The 22,435-nt window shown below is 70.8% G+C and carries 18 protein-coding genes; 10 read left to right on the top strand and 8 right to left on the bottom strand.

What is annotated here, in order from left to right; genetic code table 11:
- Positions 1 to 59: 59 nt before the first annotated feature.
- From ALI22I_RS28865 to ALI22I_RS51255, 3 genes are all read left to right on the top strand, one after another.
- Positions 60 to 1,082, top strand: a complete 1,023-nt coding sequence (locus ALI22I_RS28865) for a LacI family DNA-binding transcriptional regulator (protein WP_077008720.1) — start codon at positions 60 to 62, stop codon at positions 1,080 to 1,082.
- A gap of 175 nt (positions 1,083 to 1,257) precedes the next feature.
- On the top strand, positions 1,258 to 3,489 hold the full coding sequence (locus ALI22I_RS28860; protein ID WP_077008719.1) for a rhamnogalacturonan lyase family protein: 2,232 nt from the start codon (positions 1,258 to 1,260) through the stop codon (positions 3,487 to 3,489).
- A 135-nt stretch (positions 3,490 to 3,624) separates the two neighbouring features.
- Entirely contained in the window at positions 3,625 to 3,765 is a 141-nt protein-coding gene (locus ALI22I_RS51255) for a hypothetical protein (RefSeq protein ID WP_179118400.1), read from the top strand.
- Here the strand turns inward: ALI22I_RS51255 and surE are convergent.
- The 7 genes from surE to ALI22I_RS28825 form a co-directional block, all read right to left on the bottom strand.
- Positions 3,762 to 4,517, bottom strand: coding sequence for a 5'/3'-nucleotidase SurE (surE, locus tag ALI22I_RS28855; protein ID WP_077008718.1), 756 nt, complete (start codon positions 4,515 to 4,517; stop codon positions 3,762 to 3,764). The two genes, ALI22I_RS51255 and surE, sit on opposite strands and share 4 nt — an antisense overlap.
- Positions 4,514 to 5,434 carry a PfkB family carbohydrate kinase gene (locus tag ALI22I_RS28850; protein ID WP_077008717.1) on the bottom strand — a complete coding sequence of 307 codons (921 nt, stop codon included), beginning with the start codon at positions 5,432 to 5,434 and terminating at the stop codon, positions 4,514 to 4,516. Before ALI22I_RS28850 ends, surE begins: the two co-directional genes overlap by 4 nt.
- A 39-nt stretch (positions 5,435 to 5,473) precedes the next feature.
- A complete protein-coding gene (locus ALI22I_RS28845; RefSeq protein ID WP_077008716.1) occupies positions 5,474 to 6,742 on the bottom strand; it encodes a hypothetical protein in 1,269 nt (422 codons plus the stop codon).
- Positions 6,735 to 7,367 carry an RNA polymerase sigma factor gene (locus ALI22I_RS28840; protein WP_083752174.1) on the bottom strand — a complete coding sequence of 211 codons (633 nt, stop codon included), beginning with the start codon at positions 7,365 to 7,367 and terminating at the stop codon, positions 6,735 to 6,737. The genes ALI22I_RS28845 and ALI22I_RS28840 overlap by 8 nt, the downstream gene beginning before the upstream one ends.
- Positions 7,368 to 7,427: 60 nt before the next feature.
- Positions 7,428 to 8,699 (bottom strand): M1 family metallopeptidase, encoded by a 1,272-nt coding sequence (locus tag ALI22I_RS28835; RefSeq protein WP_077008714.1) that lies wholly within the window; start codon positions 8,697 to 8,699, stop codon positions 7,428 to 7,430.
- On the bottom strand, positions 8,696 to 12,496 hold the full coding sequence (locus tag ALI22I_RS28830; protein ID WP_077008713.1) for a Pls/PosA family non-ribosomal peptide synthetase: 3,801 nt from the start codon (positions 12,494 to 12,496) through the stop codon (positions 8,696 to 8,698). The genes ALI22I_RS28835 and ALI22I_RS28830 overlap by 4 nt, the downstream gene beginning before the upstream one ends.
- 273 nt (positions 12,497 to 12,769) lie before the next feature.
- Complete coding sequence (locus tag ALI22I_RS28825; RefSeq protein ID WP_077008712.1) at positions 12,770 to 13,822, bottom strand: LLM class flavin-dependent oxidoreductase; 1,053 nt, start codon at positions 13,820 to 13,822, stop codon at positions 12,770 to 12,772.
- A 71-nt stretch (positions 13,823 to 13,893) separates the two neighbouring features.
- Here ALI22I_RS28825 and ALI22I_RS28820 point away from each other — a divergent pair, with 71 nt between their 5' ends.
- The 4 genes from ALI22I_RS28820 to ALI22I_RS28810 all read left to right on the top strand — a co-directional run bounded on the left by ALI22I_RS28820 (position 13,894) and on the right by ALI22I_RS28810 (position 17,573).
- Positions 13,894 to 14,355 carry a MarR family winged helix-turn-helix transcriptional regulator gene (locus ALI22I_RS28820; RefSeq protein WP_077008711.1) on the top strand — a complete coding sequence of 154 codons (462 nt, stop codon included), beginning with the start codon at positions 13,894 to 13,896 and terminating at the stop codon, positions 14,353 to 14,355.
- A 158-nt stretch (positions 14,356 to 14,513) separates the two neighbouring features.
- Positions 14,514 to 16,016 (top strand): beta-xylosidase, encoded by a 1,503-nt coding sequence (locus tag ALI22I_RS28815; RefSeq protein ID WP_143532486.1) that lies wholly within the window; start codon positions 14,514 to 14,516, stop codon positions 16,014 to 16,016.
- A 48-nt stretch (positions 16,017 to 16,064) separates the two neighbouring features.
- Complete coding sequence (locus ALI22I_RS51250) at positions 16,065 to 16,205, top strand: hypothetical protein (RefSeq protein ID WP_179118399.1); 141 nt, start codon at positions 16,065 to 16,067, stop codon at positions 16,203 to 16,205.
- Positions 16,206 to 17,573: a hypothetical protein gene (locus ALI22I_RS28810; RefSeq protein WP_077008710.1), complete on the top strand. Its 1,368-nt coding sequence runs from the start codon at positions 16,206 to 16,208 to the stop codon at positions 17,571 to 17,573.
- Positions 17,574 to 17,604: 31 nt separating this feature from the next.
- Here the strand turns inward: ALI22I_RS28810 and ALI22I_RS28805 are convergent, their stop codons facing one another.
- A complete protein-coding gene (locus tag ALI22I_RS28805) occupies positions 17,605 to 17,772 on the bottom strand; it encodes a hypothetical protein (RefSeq protein ID WP_202971090.1) in 168 nt (55 codons plus the stop codon).
- Positions 17,773 to 17,887: 115 nt separating this feature from the next.
- On the opposite strand from ALI22I_RS28805, the gene ALI22I_RS28800 reads away from it, so the two are divergent.
- The 3 genes from ALI22I_RS28800 to ALI22I_RS28790 all read left to right on the top strand — a co-directional run bounded on the left by ALI22I_RS28800 (position 17,888) and on the right by ALI22I_RS28790 (position 22,433).
- Positions 17,888 to 18,460, top strand: coding sequence for a TetR/AcrR family transcriptional regulator (locus tag ALI22I_RS28800; protein WP_077008709.1), 573 nt, complete (start codon positions 17,888 to 17,890; stop codon positions 18,458 to 18,460).
- 574 nt (positions 18,461 to 19,034) lie between these two features.
- Positions 19,035 to 21,356, top strand: coding sequence for a vWA domain-containing protein (locus ALI22I_RS28795; RefSeq protein WP_179118398.1), 2,322 nt, complete (start codon positions 19,035 to 19,037; stop codon positions 21,354 to 21,356).
- Between the two features lie 18 nt (positions 21,357 to 21,374).
- Complete coding sequence (locus ALI22I_RS28790) at positions 21,375 to 22,433, top strand: DUF4407 domain-containing protein (protein ID WP_083752091.1); 1,059 nt, start codon at positions 21,375 to 21,377, stop codon at positions 22,431 to 22,433.
- The last annotated feature ends 2 nt before the right edge of the window (positions 22,434 to 22,435 follow it).

The raw sequence follows: 22,435 nt of genomic DNA, 5'->3' as shown, positions 1-22,435 counted from the left end.
ACGGTTCCGGTCGATAGACTCCGTTTTTACCAACACCTTCAGTCCGCCGAGGAGGCGCGGTGGTTTCACCGGTGAGCATCCGCGACGTGGCGTCACGCGCGAAGGTGTCCGTCGGCACGGTTTCCAACGTCCTGAACCGTCCCGAGGTCGTCGCCCCGGCGACCCGGGAGCGGGTCATGGGCGCGATCGAGGAACTGGGGTTCGTCCGCAACGACGCCGCGCGCCAGCTGCGTTCCGGCACGCCGCGCGCCATCGGGCTGGTGGTGCTCGACGTGGGCAACCCGTTCTTCACCGACGTCGCCCGCGGTGTCGAGGACACCGCGAGCGAGGCCGGGCACGCGGTGATCCTGTGCAACAGCGACGAGTCGCCGCAGCGCGAGGCCCGGCACGTGGAGCTGTTGGCCGAGCAGCGGGTGCACGGCGTGCTGATCACGCCGGTGGACACGGACCTTGCCGCCGTGCGCAGACTGCGCGACCGCGGCATGTCGGTGGTGCTGCTCGACCACCCGACCACGGACCCGACCCTGTGCGCGGTGGCCGTGGACGACCGGGCGGGCGGCGAGCTGGCGGTCACCCACCTGCTGGCCGAGGGCTACGAGCGGATCGTGATGGTCAACGGGCCCTCGCGCATCCACCAGGCCCGCCAGCGGCACGAGGGCGCGGTGGACGCGGTGCGCAAGGCGGGCCGGGACGAGGGTGTGCTGGAGGAGCTGAAGGTCCCGGCGCTCAACGTGGTCTCCGGGCAGCGCGCGGCCGAACAGCTGCTGGCCCGCTCGGTCCGGCCGGACGCGGTGTTCTGCGCCAACGACCTGCTGGCGCTCGGCGTGCTCCAGGTGCTGGTGCGCGCCGGCGTCCGGGTGCCGGAGGAGATCGCGATCGTCGGCTACGACGACATCGACTTCGCCGCCGCCGCGGCCGTGCCGCTCACCTCGGTGCGGCAGCCGCGCCAGCTGATCGGCCGCACGGCCGCCGAGCTGGTGATCGCCGAGACGATGACTCCGACCGAACACGAGCACAAGCACGTGCTGTTCGCGCCGGAGCTGGTGGTCCGCGAGTCGAGCATGCGCGCACGTCGCCGTTGAACCGCTTCAGCTCCCGCTTGACCTGCTGATACAGCACTTTCCGGCACCCGGCCGGCGATGTGGTGAATCGTTTCATGCCTTGACGGCGGCTCTGTCGCGGTGCTGTCATGTGGCGGGCGAGGGCGTTACCCGGATCACATCTGGGAGCGCTCCCAGAATCAGCGACGAAGGAGCAATGGTGCTCACCAACTCGTTCAGGGTGCGGGCGATCGCTGCCGCCACGGCGATCAGCGCACTGACCGGCGGCCTGGTCGTCGCCGGCGTGGCCTCCGCGGCTCCGGGCTGCGGGGTCGATTACGTGGTGCAGAACAAGTGGCAGGGCGGGTTCTCCGCGAACGTGACCATCACCAACCTCGGCGACCCGGTGGACGGGTGGGCCCTGACCTGGTCGTTCCCCGGCTCCGAGCGCGTCGCCGAGGGCTGGAACGCGACGTTCGCCGCCTCGGGTGCGAGTGTGACGGCGTCCAATGTGGACTGGAACCGGGCCGTCCCGACCGGCGGCACGGCGTCGTTCGGCTTCAACGGCACGGTGACCGGCACCGAGGTAGGCGTGCCCACGACGTTCACGCTCAACGGAACCACCTGCACCGGCGGCGTCAGCCCCACCTCCACGTCGACGACGACCACCACGACCACGACCACGACTACCTCGAACCCGGGCCCCGGTCCGTCCGACCCGACCGGCCGCAAGCAGGTGGAGCGGTTGGACCGCGGCGTGATCAGCGTGCGGTCGGGCAGCGCCAACCTGGTCAGCTGGCGGCTGTTGGCCGGTGACCCGCAGAACGTGTCGTTCAACGTCTACCGGGGCAGCACCAAGGTCAACGCCTCGCCCGTCACGGCCTCGACGAACTACCTGGACAGCGGCGCGGCGGCGGACGCGTCCTACACCGTGCGCGCCGTGGTGAACGGCACCGAGCAGCCGGCGTCCCCGGCGTCGCTCGTGTTCGGCGCCGGCTACCGGGACGTGCCGATCCAGTCGCCGGGCACCGGGTACGTGGCGAACGACGCCAGCGTCGGCGACCTGGACGGTGACGGCGACTACGAGTTCGTGCTCAAGTGGGACCCGGACAACGCCAAGGACAACTCGCAGTCCGGCGTCACCGGCAACGTCTACATCGACGCCTACCGGATCGACGGCACCCGGTTGTGGCGCATCGACCTGGGCCGCAACATCCGGGCGGGCGCGCACTACACCCAGTTCCAGGTCTACGACTACGACGGCGACGGCAAGGCCGAGGTCGCGATGAAGACCGCCGACGCCACGCGTGACGGCCGGGGCACGGTGATCGGCGACGCGAACGCCGACCACCGCAACTCCGGCGGCTACATCCTGACCGGCCCGGAGTTCCTGACCATGTTCAACGGTCAGACCGGCGCCGCGATGTCCACGGTGAACTACGACCCGCCGCGCGGCAACGTCGGTTCCTGGGGTGACACCTACGGCAACCGGGTGGACCGGTTCCTGGCGGGCACCGCGTACCTCGACGGCGCCCGGCCCTCGCTGATCATGGCGCGTGGCTACTACACGCGTGCGGTGATCGCGGCGTGGGACTTCCGCAACGGCCAGTTGACCAAGCGGTGGACGTTCGACTCCAACGCCTCCGGCAACGGCGGCTACGCGGGCCAGGGCAACCACTCGCTGTCCATCGGCGACGTGGACCAGGACGGCCGGGACGAGATCGTCTACGGCGCGGCCACCATCGACGACAACGGGCGCGGCCTGTGGACCACGGGTCTCGGCCACGGCGACGCCGGGCACCTGGGCGACCTCGACCCGTCCCGGGCGGGCCTGGAGTACTTCAAGGTCTCGGAGAGCACCAGCCAGCCGGGTTCCTGGTTCGCCGACGCGCGCACCGGTTCACGGCTGTGGACCACGGCCTCGGGCGGCGACAACGGGCGTGGCGTGGCGGGCGACATCTACGCCGGCAGCCCCGGCGCGGAATCGTGGTCGGCCATGGACACCAGCCTGCGCAGCACCACCGGCGCGGCGCTGGGCCGTGAGCCGTCCTCGATCAACTTCCTGGCCTGGTGGGACGGCGACCCGACCCGGGAACTGCTCGACCAGACCCGGATCGACAAGTACGGCACCGGTGGCGACACCCGCCTGCTCACCGGTTCCGGGGTGGCCTCGAACAACGGCACCAAGGCCACGCCCGCGCTGAGCGCCGACCTGTTCGGCGACTGGCGCGAGGAGGTCGTCTGGCGGACCTCGGACAACACCGCGCTGCGCATCTACTCCACGCCCAACCAGACCGACCGCCGCATCCCCACGTTGATGCACGACACCATGTACCGCGTCGCCATCGCGTGGCAGAACACCGCCTACAACCAGCCGCCGCACCCGAGCTTCCACATCGGCAACGGCATGGCGACCCCGCCGTGGCCGGATGTGTACTACGCCCGGTGATGACGCGGTGACGTCCGGTGGCCCGTTCGGAATTTTCGGAGCGGGCCACCGGCATTCTCCGTATGACATGGCATACGCGCGTGTGAGACCGCCCGGAAATGGGTACTTGTCCGGCGATCGAGGGGAGTGCACACCATGGCGAAGCACCGACTGGGCCAGGCAGACGGCGGACAGTGGGGCGGTCCCGACCTGGTGAACGGCGCGGAGGAAGCGCTGGGCAGGTCCAACGTCGAGCAGGGCGAGCCGGCCACCGCCGAGCGCGCGGACGACGACTAGGACCAGGGTGGTTCGAATGGGAGGTCGACGTCCTCGGTCACCGACCGCAGAGGAGTGACGGTCGGGTGACCGTCGGCCAGCAGCGCGGCGTCGCTGCCCGGTGGCAACTCGCCCTCGACCTGAACGGCGGTGAGGCCGATCGTGCCGTCGTCGGAGTTCTGCACCCGGCTGCGCACCGAGCCGAACTCCGCGAGGCTCGCCCGTCGGGTTTCGCGCGTCTCGGTGCGGTTGGGCACGTTGAGGTTCAGCACGGCGCCCGGTGGCAGTGCGGCGAGCCGGTCGAACAGCCCTGAAGCGACCGCGATGGCGGTGTCCCAGTGGTGGTGGACGGCGAGGTCCAGCCCCACGTCGAGGGACACCGCCATCGCGCGTGCGCCGTTGATGCCGGCGGTCAGGGCGGCGCCGACGGTGCCGGAGTGCAGGATCGCGCGGCCGATGTTGGCGCCCCGGTTCACGCCGGACAGCACGATGTCCGGTGGGTCCCCGAACGCGCCCTGGGTCGCCACCAGGGCGATGAGGCCCGGGTGGGCGGCCACCGCGTAGCCGGGCACGTCCGGCAGTCCGGGCAGGTCACGGCGTTCCACCTTGACCTGCCGGTCGTCCTCGGCGGCGGTGAGTCCGGCGCTGGTGCCGCTGGACTCGTGGGCGGGTGCGGCGACCACCGTCGTCCACCCGTGCTCCACCGCGCCGCGCGCCAGGGCGACGAGCCCCGGCGAGTCGATGCCGTCGTCGTTGGTGATGAGCACCCTCATGCGTCCTCCCACGGCTTCAGCCGCACCCGATCGACCAGTTCCCGCACCACGTCACCGCTTCCGGTGCCCAATCCGTGCCGCGTCACGTTCACCGCGCCCGCCGCCGCGCCGAGCTTGAGCGAGTCCTCGATCGACCCGCCCAGCGCGAGTCCGGCGGCCAACCCGGCGGTCATCGAGTCACCGCCGCCGTGCGTGTCGACCGGGCTCAACGCGGGCACCTCCACCAGGTACAGCGTCCCGTCGACCAACGCCAGCGTCTCCTCCGCCGCCCGTGACACCACGACCGCGCGGGCACCGCAGGACGCCATCTCCCGGCATCCCTCGACCAGGTCCGGCAGTGCGTCGGACGCGGCGTGACCGTCCTCGACCATCTCCTCGTGGCTGACCTTCACCACCGTGGGGCCGCCCGCGAGCGCGGCGGCGAGCCGTGCGCCGGACAGGTCCACGACCACCTGGCAGTCGTTGCCGCTCAGGTCCTTGGTGAGCCGTTCGTACACGGACTCCGGCACCGGCTGGTCCTGCTCGGCCGGGCCGCTGAGCACCGCGACACCCGCGTTCAGCGCCTCGACCAGCGTGAGCTGGTACAGGTCGTCCAACTCGTGGCGGGACAGGTGGTCCGCCGCCATCCGCACCACCTGGTCCCGCCCGCCGTCACGGCGATCGTGCACGTACGCACCGTTGCGGGCCGCCACTTCACGGACCTTCAACTCCACCCCGATCAGGTGCCGCAACACCTGCCCGGTCTCCCCGCCGAGCGCCGCGCACAACACGACCTCCGCACCCAGCGACTCGATCATGCGCGACTGCCACACCCCTTGGCCACCCGCGTGGATGTGGATGTCCGGCGCCCCGTCCAGTTCCTCGATCGTCACCGTCAACTGCGGCGACGGCGCGAACACCGCTACTCGACCCGTCATAACGGACACCTACCCGTTCCGCCGTGATCGAATCACGGTTCAGAACTCCTGCGGCACTTCCTCCAGCACGGTCCCGGACGCGTCCCGGACGACGATCCGCGCCTGCCGTGCGCCCAGGTCGTTCGCCTTCAGGCCGGGCAGGACCACCGAGCCCGCCGCGGGTGCGGCCGTGATGTCGGGGTTGCCGGTGCTGACCAGGGTCACGGTCGCGACCCGCGCGTCGGTGACCTCGGCGATCAGGGCTTCGGTGTCCGAGCTGGTGAACGTGGTGCCGTCCTGGGTGACCTGGACGAAGTCGTAATACACCCGCACACCGCGCACCGTCTTGCCGAGCAGGAGCATCCCGGGCCGCTGCGGGGCGTCGGCCCGGCTGAAGTCGTACACCGCGACGGTCCGGTCTTCCCGGCACACCAGCAACAGGTCCCCGTAGTGGCCCAACTGCACGGACTCGGTCGGGGTCAGGTCGGACGCCTGCCCGGCCCGCCAAGCGGAGGGGTCCGGGATCGGCTGCGGTTGGTCGGCGAGGCATTCGCCCAACCTGCGCCCTTCGGCGCCGTCGCGGTCCTCGGGGGTGACCGGTCGGTCGACCACCGTGCCGGTGAGCGGAGGTGTGGTCAGCTCGAAGTTCTGCACGAGTTCGGCCGAGGACGCCACTTCCGGCTGGGCGACCACGCCGTCGGAGACGAAGCCGTTGGGCATCAGGAACAGCCGGCCCGAGCGCGCCACGATCGCGCGTTCGCCCGGCTCGTCGGTCCGGGCGGCGAGCGCGAACGGGCGGGGGTCGGCGCCGTTGAACCCCGCCATCGAGCCCGTGGCCGTGGTGAACGCCACGGCGAGCGTGCCGGGATCGGCCTGCGGCGACGACACGGTGACCGACATGGGGGTCGTCTCGCAGAACACGATCCCCGCGGTCGTCTCGAACGCCATCAGGTCGACCCGGTGCCGGGATGCTGTGGCGATCGCGGTCCACCGCTCGGGCGCGGGCAGGTCGGTCGACCGGGCCTGGCAGCGTTGCGCCGCGCCGTCCGGGGCGGACCCCTCGCGCACGTTGTAGAACAGACCGGCGTCGTGGTGGCGCAGTTCGGGGATCTCGGTCGGGCTCGGCGTGGTCGACGCCGTGTCGTCCCCACGATCGGTGAACTGCACGGCCACGGTCGTCGCGGTGGCCACGGCCACCGCGACGGCGGCGACCTTCAGCGGCAGGTGACGTGGGGGAGGAGCGTCCAACCCCGCCCGCAGGCGCGTGAGTGCGGCGGCACGCACCCCGTCGGGCAGCGGGCTGTTCGGTGGCAGGTCCAGGTCAGTCATCGGAGTCCTCCTTGATCAGCACACGGAGTCGGGCACGGGCACGGGACATCCGGGCGCGGACGCTGGCCTCGGCGATGCCGATCAGCCGGGCCGCGTCGGCGGTGGAGACCTCGCCGAGCAGGCACAGCCGCACGATTTCCCGCTCGGAGCGCGGCAGGCGGTCGACGGCCTGGACGACGCGGCGCAGCCGGCGTTCGGCGAAGTCGCCATCGGCGACCACGTCGGCGTGATCGCGTTCGGGGGTCGTGCGGGACAGCCGTTGCCGCAGCGCGGCCAGCCGTGCGCCGGTGCGTCGTTCGTCCCGGGCCAGCCGGGCCGTGACGGTGAACAGCCACGGGCGCGCGGAGTCCCGCGTCAGCACCGCTCGGCCCCGCGTGCGCCAGGCGTTGAGGAACGCGGTCGACAGCAGGTCGTCGGCCTGCGCCCACGACGCCGTCAGCCGGTAGGCGTAGTTCCACACCGCCTCGGCGTGCCGCTGGAACAACTCGGTGAACGCGGCGTGCGCCTCCGGCCCGTCGGCCGCGATGGCGCGCCACAGCTCGGCGTCCGACTCGGGAGGTGGACCGACACCGGGGGCGTCGTCCAACGCCAACACCTCGATCGACTCCGTTGAAGCTTCTGTCATGCCAGGGATGAGGACGCCGGGCGGTGAGTGCTGCGTGCCCTGCGTCACATCACCGGCGCGTCACATCGACGGCAGGCGTGGCTCGGCCAGCCAGGAGCGGAAGAACGCGGTCAGGGGGTCGGGGGAGTGGCGTTGGGCCAGTGCCACGAAGTCGCCTGTGGTCGCGGTGCCGTGGCGGTGGGTGTGGGTCCACTGGTGGAGGGTGGCGAAGAAGGCCGCGTCGCCCAGGCGGGTCCGCAGGCCCTGCAACGTCAGCGCGCCACGCTTGTAGACCCGGTCGTCGAACAGGTTGGCCACGCCGGGGTCGCCGATCCGGAGGTCCTGCGGTGACCGGGCGAGACGGGCGTGCGCCCGTGAGGCCAGGACGGCGGCGGTGGGGCCGCCGGAGCGTTCCGACCACAGCCACTCCGCGTAGCAGGCGAAACCCTCGTTGAGCCAGATGTCGCGCCAGTCGGAGAGGCCGACGCTGTTGCCGAACCACTGGTGCGCCAGCTCGTGCGCGACCAGCCGTTCGTGCCCGCGCCGACCGTCCACGTGGTTCGCGCCGAACACGGACATGCCCTGCGCCTCGACCGGCACCTCAAGCTCGTCGTCGGTCACCACGACCTGGTAAGCCCGGAACGGGTAGGGGCCGAACAGCTCCTCGAACACCCGCATCATCTGCGGCTGACGCGCGAAGTCGTGCCGGGCCGCCCGCAGCAGGCGGGCGGGCGCGGCCACGTCCTGACCGATGGCCAACGGCAGCCGCTCGTACAGCCCGACCTGCACCGACGCCAGGTACGTCGCCATCGGCTCGGCCTGCTCGTACACCCACGTCGTGCTGCTTCCACCACTACGGCGATCGACCAGCACACCGTTCGCCAACACCGCGTACGGTGACGGCGCCGTCACCGAGATCCGGTACGTCGCCTTGTCCCGCACCAGGTCGTTGCACGGAAACCAGGACGGCGCACCGATCGGCTGACTGGCCACCAAAGCCCCGTCGGCGAGCTGGTCCCACCCCAACTCGCCCCAGTGCCGCGTCCGGATCGGCCGCGCAACACCGGAGTACCGGACCTCGACCGTGAACGGCCCGTCCACCGCACGCGCCGGACGGACGCGCAGCTTGCCGCCACCGTGCGCGTGACGGGCGGGCTTGCCGTCCACCGACACCCGGTTCACGGTCAGCGCACCGAAGTCCAGCACCACCCGCGTGGACGGCGCCGAAGCGACACCGGACAGCGTCGCCCGCCCGCCCAGCCGACCGGTGTGCGGCTTGTAGTCCAGGTCGAGCTCGTAGTGCGTGACCCGGTAACCGCCGTCACCGTGGTCCGGGAGGTACGGGCCGGTCATCGCCAGGCGGAGATCGGGTTGCCCAGCCAGCGCGTACCGGCAGGCACGTGCTCGCCGCGCATCACCAACGACGCCGGTCCGACCGTCGCGTGCGCGCCGACCGTCGCACCCGGCAGCACGATCCCGTGCGGGCCGAGCGTGGCCCCGTCCGCCAACTCCACCTGGTCCATGCGCAGAATCCGATCATGGAACAGGTGCGTCTGCACCACGCACCCCCGGTTCACCGTCGCGCCGTCACCCAGCCGCACCAGGTCCGACTCCGGGAACCAGTACGACTCGATCCACGTGCCGCGCCCGATCCGCGCGCCCAACGTCCGCAGCCACAACGCCATCACCGGCGACCCACCGGCCGAACCGACCAGCCACGGCACCGCCAGCACCTCGACGAACGTGTCCGCCAACTCGTTGCGCCACACGAACCCGCTCCACAGCGGGTGCTCCCGCGCCCGGAACCGGCCGACCAGCAGCCACTTCGCCAACGCCGACACCGCGCACGCCAGCACACCAGCCGTGAGCAGCACCGGCCCCGCCCACAACGGCCCAACCTCGCGCAGCGCGAACACCACCCCGACGACCAGCGCCACGTGGCACATCACCGGCACGATCCGGCACAGCTCGACCAGCGCCCGCGCCACGACCAGCCGCCGCGGCGGGGCGAACGTCCGGCTCTGGTCACCCTGCTCGGCCGCCCGCGGCAGCTTCATCGGCGGCATCCCCAGGTACGAACTACCCGCCTTGGCCCGCTTCGGCGTCGCGGACAGCACACCAACCAGACCCCGGTTCGGCACCGAACGGCCCGGCGCGGTCATCCCCGAGTTGCCCAGGAACGCCCGCTTGCCGACCCGTGCCGCGGCGATGCGCAGCCACCCACCGCCCAACTCGTACGAGGCCACCATGGTGTCGTCCGCGAGGAACGCGCCGTCACCGATCGTGGTCATCTTCGGCAACGCGAGCACGGTCGACGCCTCGACCCGGCGCCCCACCTTCATCCCGAGCGCCCGCAGCCACACCGGCGTCAACAGACTCGCGTACAGCGGGAACAGGGCGACCCGCGCGATGTTCATCAGCCGTTCCGTGGTCCACGCCTGCCACGCGATCCGGCTGTGGATCGGGTACGTCCCCGCCCGCAGCCCGACACCGAGCAGCCGCACCGAGACCAGGACCAGCAGCGCGTACGCGCCCATCCACACCACCGTCGCCAACGGCACCGCGAGCAACGCCGACCCCAACGTCAACGGCTCCCGCACGACCAGCAGCAACGCGGGCAGCGCCGCCGCCACCGGCAGCAGACCCAGCGCGGACGTCGTCATCCCGTAGACCAGCTTCCACCACAACGACCGCGGCGGACGAGGACCGGGACGACCGGCCTTGCCGTCACGCGTCGCCGGCACGCCCGCCCACCGCTGCCCGGTCGGCACCGAACCGGTGACACCCGAACCGGGCGCGACCTCGGCCCGCTTGCCGACCCGTGCGCCGGGGAACAGCGTGGTGCGCGCACCGACCACCGCGCCCGCGCCGACCCGGATGCGGCCGATGTGCAGCCGGTCACCGTCCACCCAGTGCCCGGACAGGTCTACCTCGGGCTCGATCGCGCTGCCCTTGCCGAGCTTCAGCATGCCGGTGACCGGCGGCGCGGAGTGCAGGTCGACGTCCGGCCCGATCTTCGCGCCCAACGCGCGGGCGTAATGCGTGAGCCAGGACCCGGCGAGGTTCGTCGCACCGCTGAACTCGGCGAGCCGTTCGGCGGTCCACAACCGCAAGTGCACACCACCGCCGCGCGGATACGTGCCGGGACGCAGACCGCGCAGCAGCAGCCTCGCCCCGCCCGCCGCGATCACGACCTTGCCGGGCGGGCTGACGAACGCCAGCCAACCGGCCGCGACCCACCACCACGACACCGGCGTCGTGAAACCGACGACATTGCCGACCGCCGCCAGCGCGACCGACCAGCGCAGGCCGACCAGGCTCATCAGCGGAACCAGCAGCAACGACTGGATCACCCCGGCCCGCCGCGGCGTCGGCACGACTTCGCGCGCCGCACCGTGATGACCGCTCAGCTCGTCCAGCCGCGCGGCCAACGCCCGCAGCGTCGGGTGCTGGTAGATGTCGTTCACCGAACCGCTCGGGTAACGGGTCCGGATCGTCGAGACCAGTTGCGCCGCAGCCAGGCTGCCGCCGCCGTGGCCGAAGAAGTCGGCGTCGGTGCTGCTCACCCGCGAGCCCAGCAACTCCGACCACTGCTCGGCCAACCACGCCTCGGTGCCGGTCATCTCCTGCACCGGCACGCCCGTGTCCAGCGAGGGCAGCGGCCACGGCAACGCGGCCCGGTCCACCTTGCCGGACGTGCGGGTGGGCAACGTGTCCACCACGGCGAGCAGCGGCACGAGAGCCGCCGGCAACGCCGTCCGCAACCGCGCCAACGCGTCGGCTTGGTCGAAACCCTCGCCCGCCACCACGTACCCGACCAGGACCTGGTTACCGACCTTGGTCGTGCGCACCGCCGCCGCCGCGCCCGCGACAGTGGGCAGCGCCTGCAACGCCGCGTCCACCTCACCCAGCTCGATCCGCCGTCCACCCAACTTGACCTGCTCGTCGGCCCGGCCGAGGAACAGCAGGCCCTCGGGTTCGGCGCGGACCAGGTCACCGCTGCGGTAGGCGCGGTCCCAGCCCAACGCGGGCAGCGGCGCGAACTTCTCGGCGTCCTTGGCCGGATCGAGGTAGCGGGCCAGGCCGACGCCACCGATCACCAGCTCACCGGAACCGCCCATCGGCACCGGCGTGCCGGTCACGTCGACCACGGCCAGTTCCCAGCCGTCCAGCGGCAGCCCGATGCGCACCGGACCCTCACCGGTCAGACGTGCCGCGCACGCCACAACAGTGGCCTCGGTGGGGCCGTAGGTGTTCCACACCTCGCGACCGTCGACGGCCAGCCGCTCGGCCAGTTCAGGCGGACAGGCTTCGCCGCCGAAGATCAGCAGTCGGACGTCGTCCAGCGCGTCCACCGGCCACAGCGCGGCCAACGTCGGCACGGTGGACACCACCGTCACCTCACGTTCGACCAGCCACGGGCCGAGGTCGAAACCGGTGCGCACCAACGCACGCGGAGCCGGGACGAGACAGGCGCCGTTGCGCCAGGCGAGCCACATCTCCTCGCACGAGGCGTCGAAGGCGACGGACAGCCCCGCGAGCACCCGGTCATCCGGCCCGATCGGCTCGTCCGGCAGGAACAGTCGAGCCTCCGCGTCCACGAACGCCGCAGCCGCCCGATGCGAGACCGCGACGCCCTTCGGCTTGCCCGTCGACCCGGACGTGAAGATGATCCACGCGTCGTCGTCCGGTCCGGGCGACCCCAGCAGCCCCATAGGCGTGCCACGCATGTGCAGCTCATCGCCGATCACGGCACACACATCGGCTTCGCTGAAAACCAGCTCGGCGCGCCCATCCGGATCGTCGGCGTCCACCGGCACATACGCCGCACCGGCCGCGAGAACCGACAACACCGCCACGTACAGCTCAACCGTGCCCGACGGGACACGGATACCGACCCGGTCGCCGACGCCGACACCGGCCGCCGCCAGCACACGCCTCCGCGTACCGACTTCGTCCAGCAGTTCCCGGTACGTCAACGAGGTCGTGCCGTCGTCCAACGCGGGGGAGTGGGGGTGCAGGCGCGCAGTGTCGGCAAGCACGTCGACAAGCGTGCGCTCAGCCGCGGCCGCACCGGCGCGAAACAGCGCCGAAGCCTCGACCAGCGCCGGAAAAGCGCTATCAGGAGCGGTGTAGGGAGCGAGAGTCACCGGCGGGCACCGGTAGAACGCAGACGCACTGTGAAGTCCTCCGAGGGGTGGGAATCGCTGCTCCGCACCCGGTCGGGGACCGGTCAAGCAGCCGACGGCGATCACAACCACGAAACCGCCGACGTGCGACTTTACCCGTCATTCACTCACTCGTCGCCCAACTGTCACCCCAAGTGGGTCGTGTCACACGACTTCCGGCACACCGCAAGCGGTCGTCCACACACCTCCACCGCCTCGGGGCCGCCTTACGGGGAGAACCTGACCGCCTTCAGCTCACTCGCCCTCCACGCCCGTCGAGCCGAGTTCCTTGTGCACCAAGGGCATGACTTCGGTGCCGAGCAGTTCGATCGCGTCCATCACCAACCGGTGCGGCACGCCGGACCAGTCCATCTGCATCCCGTAACGGTCGGCGTTCACCAACCCGCCCACCGAGATCATCCGCTCGGCGACCTCCTCCGGGCTGCCCGCGAAGATCGACCGCGCACCACGCGTCCACTCGTCGTAGTCGCCACGCGACGGCACCGCCCACCCACGTGCCCGCGCCCCGTACTTCATCGTCTCCAGCCAGTACGGGTAGAACGCGTCCTTGGCGTCCTGCGACCGACGCGCGATCAGCCCGATGGCGCTCATCGTCACGTTCAGGTCCTTCGGGTCCTGCCCACCGGCCTCGCCCGCACGCCGGTACAGGTCCACCAGTGGCGCGAAGCGCTCCGGCTCGCCGCCGATGATCGCGTACACCACCGGTAGTCCGAGCAGTCCGGCGCGGATCGACGACTCCGGGTTGCCGCCGGTCCCGACCGAGATCCGCAGCCGCTCCCCGTAAGGACGGGGGTAGACGTGCGCGTTCTCCAACGGCGCGCGGAACTTGCCGGACCAGGTGATCGGGTCCTCGCGGTCCAGGCGCAGCAGCAGCGCGAGCTTCTCCTCGTACAGCTCGTCGTAGTCCTCCAGGCTCGCCCCGAACAGCGGGAACGACTCGGTGAACGACCCACGCCCCGCCAGCAGCTCGGCGCGGCCCCGGCTGAGCTGGTCGAGGGTGGTGAACTGCTGGTACACCCGCACCGGGTCCTCGGTGCTGAGCACGGTGACCGCGCTGCTCAACGTGATCCGCGAGGTGATGCTCGCAGCGGCGGCCAGCACCGTGCCGGGGTTGGAGATCGCGTAGTCCGGCAGGTGGTGCTCGCCCAGGCCGTAGAAGCCCAGGCCGAGCTCGTCGGCCAGCTTGATCCGCTCCAGCGTCTGCGCCAGCTTGTCGGCGACCGAGACCTGCTCGCCCGTCACAGGGTCGGGGTGCCGGTCCCCGAAGCTGTAGACCCCGAGCTGCATTCCGTTTGTGGACACGTCAACAACCTAGCGCAGGGATTGATGACACGTCAACATCTTGCTAGCTTGAGCGCATGGAGGAACCCCGATGGCTGGACGAGCGGGAGGCGCGGGTGTGGCAGTCCTACCTCGCGGTGAACCGCGAGTTGCACAGCGCGTTGGAGCGGCAGCTGGTGCGCGACGCGGGTTTGTCCAACGCCGACTACGCCTTGCTGGCCCCCCTGTCCGAAGCGCCGGACGGCGTAGTGCGCTCACGTGAACTCGGCACGCTGGTCGGCTGGGAGCGCAGCAGGCTGTCCCACCAGATCGGCCGGATGGAGAAGCGCGGCCTGGTCACCCGCGAGGACTGCGCGGAGGACGCCCGGGGCTCGATGGTGCGCCTGACACCCGCCGGCCGCGCCGCGATCGAATCCGCCGCCCCCGCGCACGTCGAGACCGTGCGGCGGTACGTGTTCGACGCGATGTCCACCGAGGAAGTCGAGGTCCTGACCCGGGTGTTCCACCGCGTGCTGGCCCGGATCGCCACCGACGGCTGACCCGTGAGACGCACTGCTCGATCGGCCGGGTCTCGCCCACCGCCGTCGACCGGTCGGGCCGTCACACCCTGGTTCGAGATCGAAATTCGTGGTCTCATAGACGGTTGGTGACATCGTTCCTCACCCACATGGATTAGTTGACCACTAGAGTGGGCGGGGTGTCCCCGAGTCGACGGCTACCCGTACTGCTTGCTGCGTCCGTGCTCGTCGGCGCGGTTGCGGGGTGCGACAGCTCGGTCGCGAGCGGCTCGGTCGGCCCCACCTCGGTGCGGAAGACCACGTCACCGGCACCGGCGCCGACATCGGTACCACCTCCGGAGAAGCTCGTGCTCGCGGTGGACAAGCCGCGGCAGAGTCCCGGCGTCGTGGTGCAGGGCGCCGGGGACGCGCCGTACAACTACGCGCCTTCCGTGCTCAGCGAGGGCGGCCGGATCCGGGCGTGGTGGTGCAGCCAGATGAGCATCGCGCAGCCGGGCGGCGACGACATCCTGTACAGCGAGGGGTCGACGCTGGACGGGGCGTTCAGCGCGGCGTCCCCGGTCTTCTCCGGCAGCTCCAGCGGGTTCGACGCGATGCACGTGTGCGACCCGTCGGTGATCCGCGTCGGTGGCACTTATTACATGTATTACACGGCCGCGTCGCGGGACAACCACGCCAACGGCAGCGCCGTCGGTGTCGCGACCAGCCCGGACGGCATCACCTGGACCCGCGCGAACAACGGTCAGCCGATCGTCGTGCCGTCCAATGACGTCATCCGCGAGAACACCTACGGCGCGGGCCAGCAGTCCGTCGTGTACGTCGACGGCTGGTTCTACCTGATGTTCACCGACACCACGGGCCGCGCGTCCCACCGGAACGGCGCCGGTCAGTACGTGCTCCGCTCCCGCGACCCCCTGTTCGGCAAGGGTGTCGACGCGCTGGGCAGTGCGGGGATGGCACCGGTGTCCGCGACGAACCAGCCACGCACCCGTTCGGTGGTCGAGGCGTTCAGCGCGGACTGGATGTGGATCGACGCCGTGTCGGCGTTCGCGATCGCCCACGAGACCGATGCGGGCACCACGATCACGTTCTGGGACAAGGACTTCACCCGTCAGCCGTTCGACCCGGTACTGATCCCCGGCGTGTGGCGCGAGGGGCCGGGTCTGGTGCGCACCGCCGAAGGCCACGCGCCGATCCACCCGACCGACCCGTGCGGCCGGGTGTCACTGGACGTGTTGCGCGCCACCGTGATCGGCGCCGCGAACGCGCCGACGGACATCAGGCACTTCGGCCTCGACGCGGTCGGCATGCGGGGCTGCGCCACGACGGCCGAGGCCAGCGCGCTGGACGGCTACGCCGTGCCGTCCCCGGAGAACACGGCCGACGTGGTGGTCGGCGACGAGGTGATCCGCTTCGAACGCCGTTCGGTGGCCGCGAAGTTCTCCCGCGGCGTGCTGAAGGAACGGCCGGTCGTGGTGGACTCGCTGCCGGTTGCGGTTCGCGTGCCCGCGGGCGCGCAGGCGGTGCGCGCCCCCGACGGCGCGGTCGGGCTGGTGCTGGACGACGAGCTGTGGATCGTCGGCTCGGCCGAGGTGGCGGCGCTGAACTCGTCCCCGATCAAGCACGTGACCGCGGAGCAGTGGACCCGCTACAAGCGCCGGTCGGAACTCGTAGCAGGCTGATCCCCGCGGCACTCTCGCCGTGAGCAGTCCCGCGCCGGCGGCTCACAGATGGCCGTGATCGGGGCGCTCGACCTGGTCGAGGAACCGCCGGAAGGCACCGGGGACACCAGGGGCACCGGCGCACGGCCACTGACGGCGGACGGGTATTTTCCCGCTACCCGGTTCACGGCGTTGGGGGAGGGCCGCTGAGTGACGGTGACGAACGAGGACCAGGCGAGAGCCGGCGAACCGAGGCTGCGCACGCTCGCTGACCGCCTGCTCCCCCTGCTGCCCGCACAGTCGGCGCCGCGGTCGCGGACCGCGGCGGGCTACCTGCTCGGGTTCGCCGCCGCGCTCGGGTTTCTGCTCCTCACCCCAGCGGGCTGGGCCCGGCTCGATCACCTGTGGGCCGAGGACGGCGCACGGTTCATGGTGGACGCGGTCACGTTGCCCGCGTTCTCGAACCTGGTGGAGCCCTACGGCGGCTACCTGCACACGTTCCCCCGGCTGGTGGCCGAACTGGTCGCGCTGCTCCCGCTGGAGTGGACCGCCGCGGGTTTCGCGGTCGCGGCGGCCGTGCTGCGCGCCGTGGTCGCCCTGATCTCCTTCGCGGCCTCCGGCGCGTACCTGCGCTCGATGCCACTGCGGGTCGCACTCGCGGCGCTGGTGGTCGTGCTGCCCGCCGGCAACTCCGAGCCGTTGAACAACATGGCGAACCTGCACTGGTTCCTGCTCTACGGAGCGTTCTGGGCCCTGCTGTGGCGCAACGCCCCACGCCTGCCGGTCATGCTGTTCGTGTTCCTCGCGGCCGTGTCGAGCCCGCTGGTGCTCGCGTTGACGCCCATCGCGCTGCTGCGGTTCGCGCTGCCGCGCAAGGAGGTGCCCATCGCCTTCCTCGTGGGCACGCTGGCGCAGGGCGTGACGATGCTGTTCGCCGAGCGGACCCCGTACTCGCAAGACGCGGTCGACCCGGTGCAGGTGGCGCTCGCGAGTCTGCTGCGGGTGCCGGTGGTGGCGTTCACCGGGTCGGAACAGGTCGCCCGGATCTACCCGGAGTACGGGAACCTGCCGATCCTGGCCGCGCTCGTGCTCGCCGCGGTGCCGATCGCGGCGGGCCTGCGGTGGGGCAACCGGGCGGGCAGGCTGCTGGTGCTGCTCGGTGTGGGGTACAGCGCACTCGTCATAGTCGTGTCCCTGACCGCCAACTGGAGCGCTGTCCTGCAGGTGCAGCACCCGACGGTGGTGACGGCCGGGCAGCGCTACAGCATCGCCCCGTGCCTGTTCCTGTTCGCCGCGATCGCCGTGGGTCTCGATGCCGTGCCCGCCCGGCGGTGGGAGCGGCTGACGGTGGTGGCCGGCCGGTCGACGATCGCGCTCGTCGTGGTCGCGAGTGTTCTCCTGCACTTCCGCTCGGCCACGGTGGTGCTGACCGGTATTCCGTGGGACGACAGCCTCGCGAGGGCGCGGGCGCAATGCGCCGGGGGCAGCCCGGTCGGCCGCCTGGATCACGAGCCGACGAACTGGTTCTTCGAACTCCCGTGCCGATACGTCATGGACGGCGTCCCCGCACGGTCGTGAACGAGGGTGCAGGGTAGGGCCGGTTGATGTCTCACGACCGCGGGCGGGCGCCCGGTCCAGGTCGGGCGGTGACGTCCCCGGGGGTGAGGGCGGAGTGCTCCGCCGAGCACTCGACGACGACGCGGATCGGGGCGTCGCAGTCGGTGTGGCGGACGTCCAGCACGGGGCCTTCGGGGTCGGGGCGTACGTCTCGCCCCACTGGCGCAGCGCTACCAGGACGGGCCACAGGTCCCAGCCCTTGTTAATATTATGTGCGTCAGACCATGGTCTGGGGCGCGGGGCGATGGCCTTGCCGGGGCGGATGGAGGAGTCGGGTGGCGCGCTACGGCAAGGAGCACAAGGAGGCGACGCGGCAGCGGATCGTCGAGGCGGCCGGTCGTCGGTTGAAGCAGGACGGCATTGACGGTTCGGGTGTCGCGACGTTGATGGCGGATGCGGGGTTGACCAACGGGGCGTTCTACGCGCATTTCGAGTCCAAGGACGATCTCGTCGCCACCGTGGTCGCGGATCAGTTGCGCACTCAGGCCGCGAAGTACGGGACGTTGGCGCCCGGTCTGGCGGGCTTGGAGGAGTTCGTGCGCCAGTACCTGACGCCTGAGCACCGGGACAACCCGGCCACTGGCTGCCCCTCCGCCGCGCTGCTGGACGAGATCGGGCGTCGCACGGCGGCGACCAAGCGGGCTTACACCGACGGCGCGTGGACGATCGTGGACGGGATCGCGGCCCATCTGGCTCCCGGCGACCCGAAGTCCGCGCACGGTAAGGCGCTGGGGCTGTTCACGATGGTGGTGGGATCGTTGCAGCTGTCGCGCGCCCTGGCCGACCCGGAGCTCTCCGACCAGGTCCTCGAACAGGGCATCCGCAACGCCCTCGCCTTCATGCGCTGAGCGCTACGCGTGGCGCTTGGCATCGCCTCCTTCGGTTCTACCGCTTGAGGAATTCGAGGGACGCTCTTCCACATCGGTCAGCCGGGTTACGACCGCATCTGTCGATCAAGCGCTGTGACCGCGTGGTCGACACCGTGTCGTCGAACCCCGCCCGAACCGTCGATCAATGATCCGATCGGGTGAAGCTCGTACCGGCCCGGAGGTCTGTCGCGACACTTCAAGCACGGGCGCCGCAGTCCTTCGGCGCGGCCGCATTTTTAGGGTCCCGGGAAGTCGTCGACCGCGGAGTGGTCAAAAACTGGTCAGAATGGTGTCCTCTTTGACTACTTTTTGTCAGCTGATCCAGCCGGCTGTGTTCCGTAGGCTGACTGCACTACGTTCTCGGCGGAGTATCTGCTGACTTTGGTGTAACGGTCACCGACCGCATCGCGATCTGGGCTGTATCCGATAGGGCGCGGTTGACGCAAGTACGAGTGTGGATTGGCAGGGCCGCATGGAATATCGCGGGAAGAACACGTTTCGACGGGCTCTGTTGGCGACGGCGGTCGGCATCTGCACGTTGACGCCGCCGTTTGTGGCATCCGATGCCGCGGCCCAACAGGATTCGCCTGCCACGCTGCCCGCGCTCCAGGTCGTCGTGCTCGTCGACCAGTCGGGCAGCCTCGATGACGAGGACGTCGTCGCGGAGAAAGAGGCTGCTAGGACGATCGCGGCGAGCGTGTTGGCGCCGGGTTCGGTCGTGTCCGTGGTGGGCTTCGGCAGCTCCGAGCGGCCGGGGCAGAGCGCGGTCGACGTCGTGTGCCAGCCGACCAGACTGGATTCGGGGCAGCAGCGCGACTCACTCGCGAAGTGCATTGGCAACCTGCGCAAGCGCAAAGACGACGAGGGCGACGGAACCGACCACGCCACCGCGTTGCAGCAGGCTCTGGCATTCGTCGGGGCGGCCGAGCCGGCCAAGAAGGTCGTCTTCCTGCTGACCGACGGCAAGCTCGATGTTTCCGGCAGCCCGTCCTGGGGTGACACAGCGGACCGGCGCAATGGCGCGGCCGCCGCGAAAGTCCAGGAAGTGCTCGGCGACCTGGACAAAGCGGGAGCCCAGGTGTGGCCGCTCGGATTCGGTGACGTCGACGTCAATGCCCTGCGTGGTTTCGCGAAGGGCGCGAGTTGCACCCCGGCCGCGCCCGATCCGCAGGAACGGGTCGTCCCCGATATCGCGGAGCTGAGGGCAGCGGTCGCGAACGCGCTCAGCTCGGCGAGCTGCGTCAAGATCAACCCGCCGGTCGGCGGAACCCTGCCCACCGGCGGCTCGGTCGAACTCGTGGTCGACATCCCGGCCGTTGCCAGCGACGCGTCCATCCTCGTCTACAAGCGCGACGCGCGAGTGCAGGTCGAATACCGGGCGCCGAGCGCGAGCGAGCCCGCGCCGAAGGCGGGCGGTTCGGACTTCGAGTTCGCGGGGCAGTCGACCGAGACGGAGTCGTTGCGCATCACCGACCCGGAGCCGGGGCGCTGGACCGTCCGGTTGTCCTCGGCCGACGTTCCCGCGCAGGAAGTGGCCGCCACCGTCGTCTACCAGGCCGCCGTCAAGGCGAACCTGACCGCCACCCCGCCCCAGCCGGCGGCGGGGCAGGAGGTCGAGGTCGACATGCAGGTGTGGGCGCGCGGAAGTGCCGTCATCGACCCCGAGACGCTGAAGGGCCTGACGTTCGTCACGGCCATGACCGGTGGTTCGGGTTTTCCGGAGCAGCGGGTCACGCTCGCCGATCCCGACGGCGACGGCACGTTCGCCGGGCGGCTCAGGGTGCCCGACGGCGCGTCGGGTGAGCTCACCTTCACCGGTCAGGTCACCGGCATCGGCGTCGGCGGGGATACCCGCGTGCTGTCGACCAGGGTGCTCGCCGGCGTGGCGCAGGTCCAGGCGCAGATCCTGTTCGACAGCAACCGCGCGACCGTGTCGCCGGGTGGCACGGTGACCGGCACGGTGTCGGTCACCAACAACTCCGGCCGGCCTGCCCGGCTGAGGCTGAACATCGACGACCTCTCGCCCGACACCACGCTGACCGTGGACCCGGCCACCGTGGAGGCGGCCCCCGGCAAGACCGAGATGCCGTTCACGCTGCGGTTCGGCGCCGACACCAAGCTCGGTGCCGGCGGCGCGAAGCTGCGCCTGGTCGACGCCGCGAACGCGCCCGTGGCCGAGCGCTTGTTCGCCATCGAGGTCACGCCCGAGCCGGGGCTGCTGGAGAAGTACCTCTGGCTGTGGATCCCACTCGCGGTGCTGCTGCTGGTCGCGACGGCCTGGTTGTTGTTGAGGCTGCGCTCCCGCAGCGAGGCGGGCAAGGCGCGGGGGTTGCTCGCCCAGCTGTGGCAGGGCGGGTTCCCCGCCTCGGAGCTGGCGCCGCGCGACCCGAACGGCAAGGTGTTCCGGTTCGTCCTGCACGACGACTTCACCGGGCTGCAGCTGCAGCACGCCGGTGAGGGTGAGGTGAACGTGTACGAGGTGCGGCGCGTCGGCCGGAACATCAGCCTCACCGCGCCGGGGGAGCGGCCGGTGCTGCTGGCCATCGGCGAACGCCGGGACGTCGGCAAGGACTTGGCCGTCTCCGTCACCGATGAGCTCGGGACCGTCGGCGGTGCCGTCGCCGGACCGCCCACCGACGTGTTCGGAACGTCCACTTCGGACCCGTTCGCGGGGGTCAACGCTTCGCCGCCGTCCTCCGTGCCACCGCCCGACCCGTTCGGTGGCTCGCACAGCGACCCGTTCGCGTCGTCGCCGACGGTGTCGCACTCGGTGCCGACGGACCCGTTCGGTGCCGGCCCTTCCGGCGGGACGGCGAACCACACACCGGCGCCGGACCGCAGCTCCTCCGTCGACCCGAACAACCCGTTCGCGTGACCAGGGAGTGCGGCGATCATGCGAAGCTCTCGAATGTTCGGCGGCTCGGCCCGACGTAGGAAGGAGGCCGAGGCCGGCCGGAGGCGCCAGGGTTCCCACGCTCAGCTCAAGGCCCTGCGCCGATCCGCCCGCCTGTTCGCCTTCGTCTCGACGGCCGTGGTGGGTCTGTCGATCTTCTACGGGCTGCAGGCGCCGCTGTGGGTCTCGGTGGTGGCGATTCCCGTCGTCTTCGTCGCGCTGTGGCTGCTGAACCGCTGGACCGTCGGCCGGATGCACCGGGGTGTCCGACCGCCGGAGATGCCGCGTCCGCGGCGCGCGCTCGGCTTGTGCGCGGCGTTCTTCGTGGCGTTCTCGGTGACCTTGTGGGTGTTCGGCAGTGACGTCGAGGCGGCTCGGGGACTGGAGGCGCCCGGCAAGTGGGACAAGGAGTCCGGTCGTCTGCACGACGAGCTCGACGGCGTGCGGGAGATCGCGAATCGGGAGGTGCGGCCGACCGAGCGGGACCCGGAAGTGGAGCGGCTCACCAAGCAACTCACCGACCTGCGAGCCCAACTCGTGGTGGCGTGGGACAACGAGCTGTGCGAGCTGGACGGCAGTTGCGGGACCATGGACGAGGGCCGAGGCGACGCCTACCGCGAGAAGAAAGGGCGTCGGGAGCGGCTGGAGAGCGAGATCGGAAAGGCCGAGGGAGAGCTCGCGAACGCGCGGACCGCCGCGCAGGGACAGTTCGATCGCCTCACCCGGGAGCGGAACGACGCCCAGAAGCGCGCCGGTGAGATCGAGGATCAACTGGAGCAGCTCGGCCCACGCCCGCAGGTGCGCACGAAGTTGTCGGCGTTCTCCTCGGTCGATCAGCACAAGCGGCAACAAGCGGCCGGTGTGGCGCTCGGGACGCTCGGCGCCTACTTCCTGGTCGACGTGCTGGCTTTTCAGTGGGTGGTCCGACGTGTGTGCGGCGGTCCGGTCGAGTTGCCCGCGTTCAAAGAGCTGATCAACGAGCAGGCGGAATGGGATGAGCGCAGCGCCAAGGGCGTGATTCCGGCCGCGGAGTACCTCAAGCGGGAAGGTGGTGTGTAGCC

Source organism: Saccharothrix sp. ALI-22-I, from assembly GCF_001984175.1.
In the GTDB taxonomy this organism is placed as follows: Bacteria; Actinomycetota; Actinomycetes; order Mycobacteriales; family Pseudonocardiaceae; genus Actinosynnema.
This window is presented reverse-complemented; position numbering and strand designations above follow the sequence as displayed.

What these genes read in the sequence shown, in the direction of transcription:
- ALI22I_RS28850 (WP_077008717.1), bottom strand. Translation starts at nt 5,434, where the DNA reads ATGACGGGTCGAGTAGCGGTGTTCGCGCCGTCGCCGCAGTTGACGGTG.
- ALI22I_RS28835 (WP_077008714.1), bottom strand. Translation starts at nt 8,699, where the DNA reads ATGACCGGCCCGTACCTCCCGGACCACGGTGACGGCGGTTACCGGGTC.
- ALI22I_RS51250 (WP_179118399.1), top strand. Translation starts at nt 16,065, where the DNA reads ATGGCCGTGATCGGGGCGCTCGACCTGGTCGAGGAACCGCCGGAAGGC.
- ALI22I_RS28820 (WP_077008711.1), top strand. Translation starts at nt 13,894, where the DNA reads ATGGAGGAACCCCGATGGCTGGACGAGCGGGAGGCGCGGGTGTGGCAG.
- ALI22I_RS28860 (WP_077008719.1), top strand. Translation starts at nt 1,258, where the DNA reads ATGGTGCTCACCAACTCGTTCAGGGTGCGGGCGATCGCTGCCGCCACG.
- surE (WP_077008718.1), bottom strand. Translation starts at nt 4,517, where the DNA reads ATGAGGGTGCTCATCACCAACGACGACGGCATCGACTCGCCGGGGCTC.
- ALI22I_RS28840 (WP_083752174.1), bottom strand. Translation starts at nt 7,367, where the DNA reads ATGACAGAAGCTTCAACGGAGTCGATCGAGGTGTTGGCGTTGGACGAC.
- ALI22I_RS28790 (WP_083752091.1), top strand. Translation starts at nt 21,375, where the DNA reads ATGCGAAGCTCTCGAATGTTCGGCGGCTCGGCCCGACGTAGGAAGGAG.
- ALI22I_RS28845 (WP_077008716.1), bottom strand. Translation starts at nt 6,742, where the DNA reads ATGACTGACCTGGACCTGCCACCGAACAGCCCGCTGCCCGACGGGGTG.
- ALI22I_RS51255 (WP_179118400.1), top strand. Translation starts at nt 3,625, where the DNA reads ATGGCGAAGCACCGACTGGGCCAGGCAGACGGCGGACAGTGGGGCGGT.
- ALI22I_RS28825 (WP_077008712.1), bottom strand. Translation starts at nt 13,822, where the DNA reads ATGCAGCTCGGGGTCTACAGCTTCGGGGACCGGCACCCCGACCCTGTG.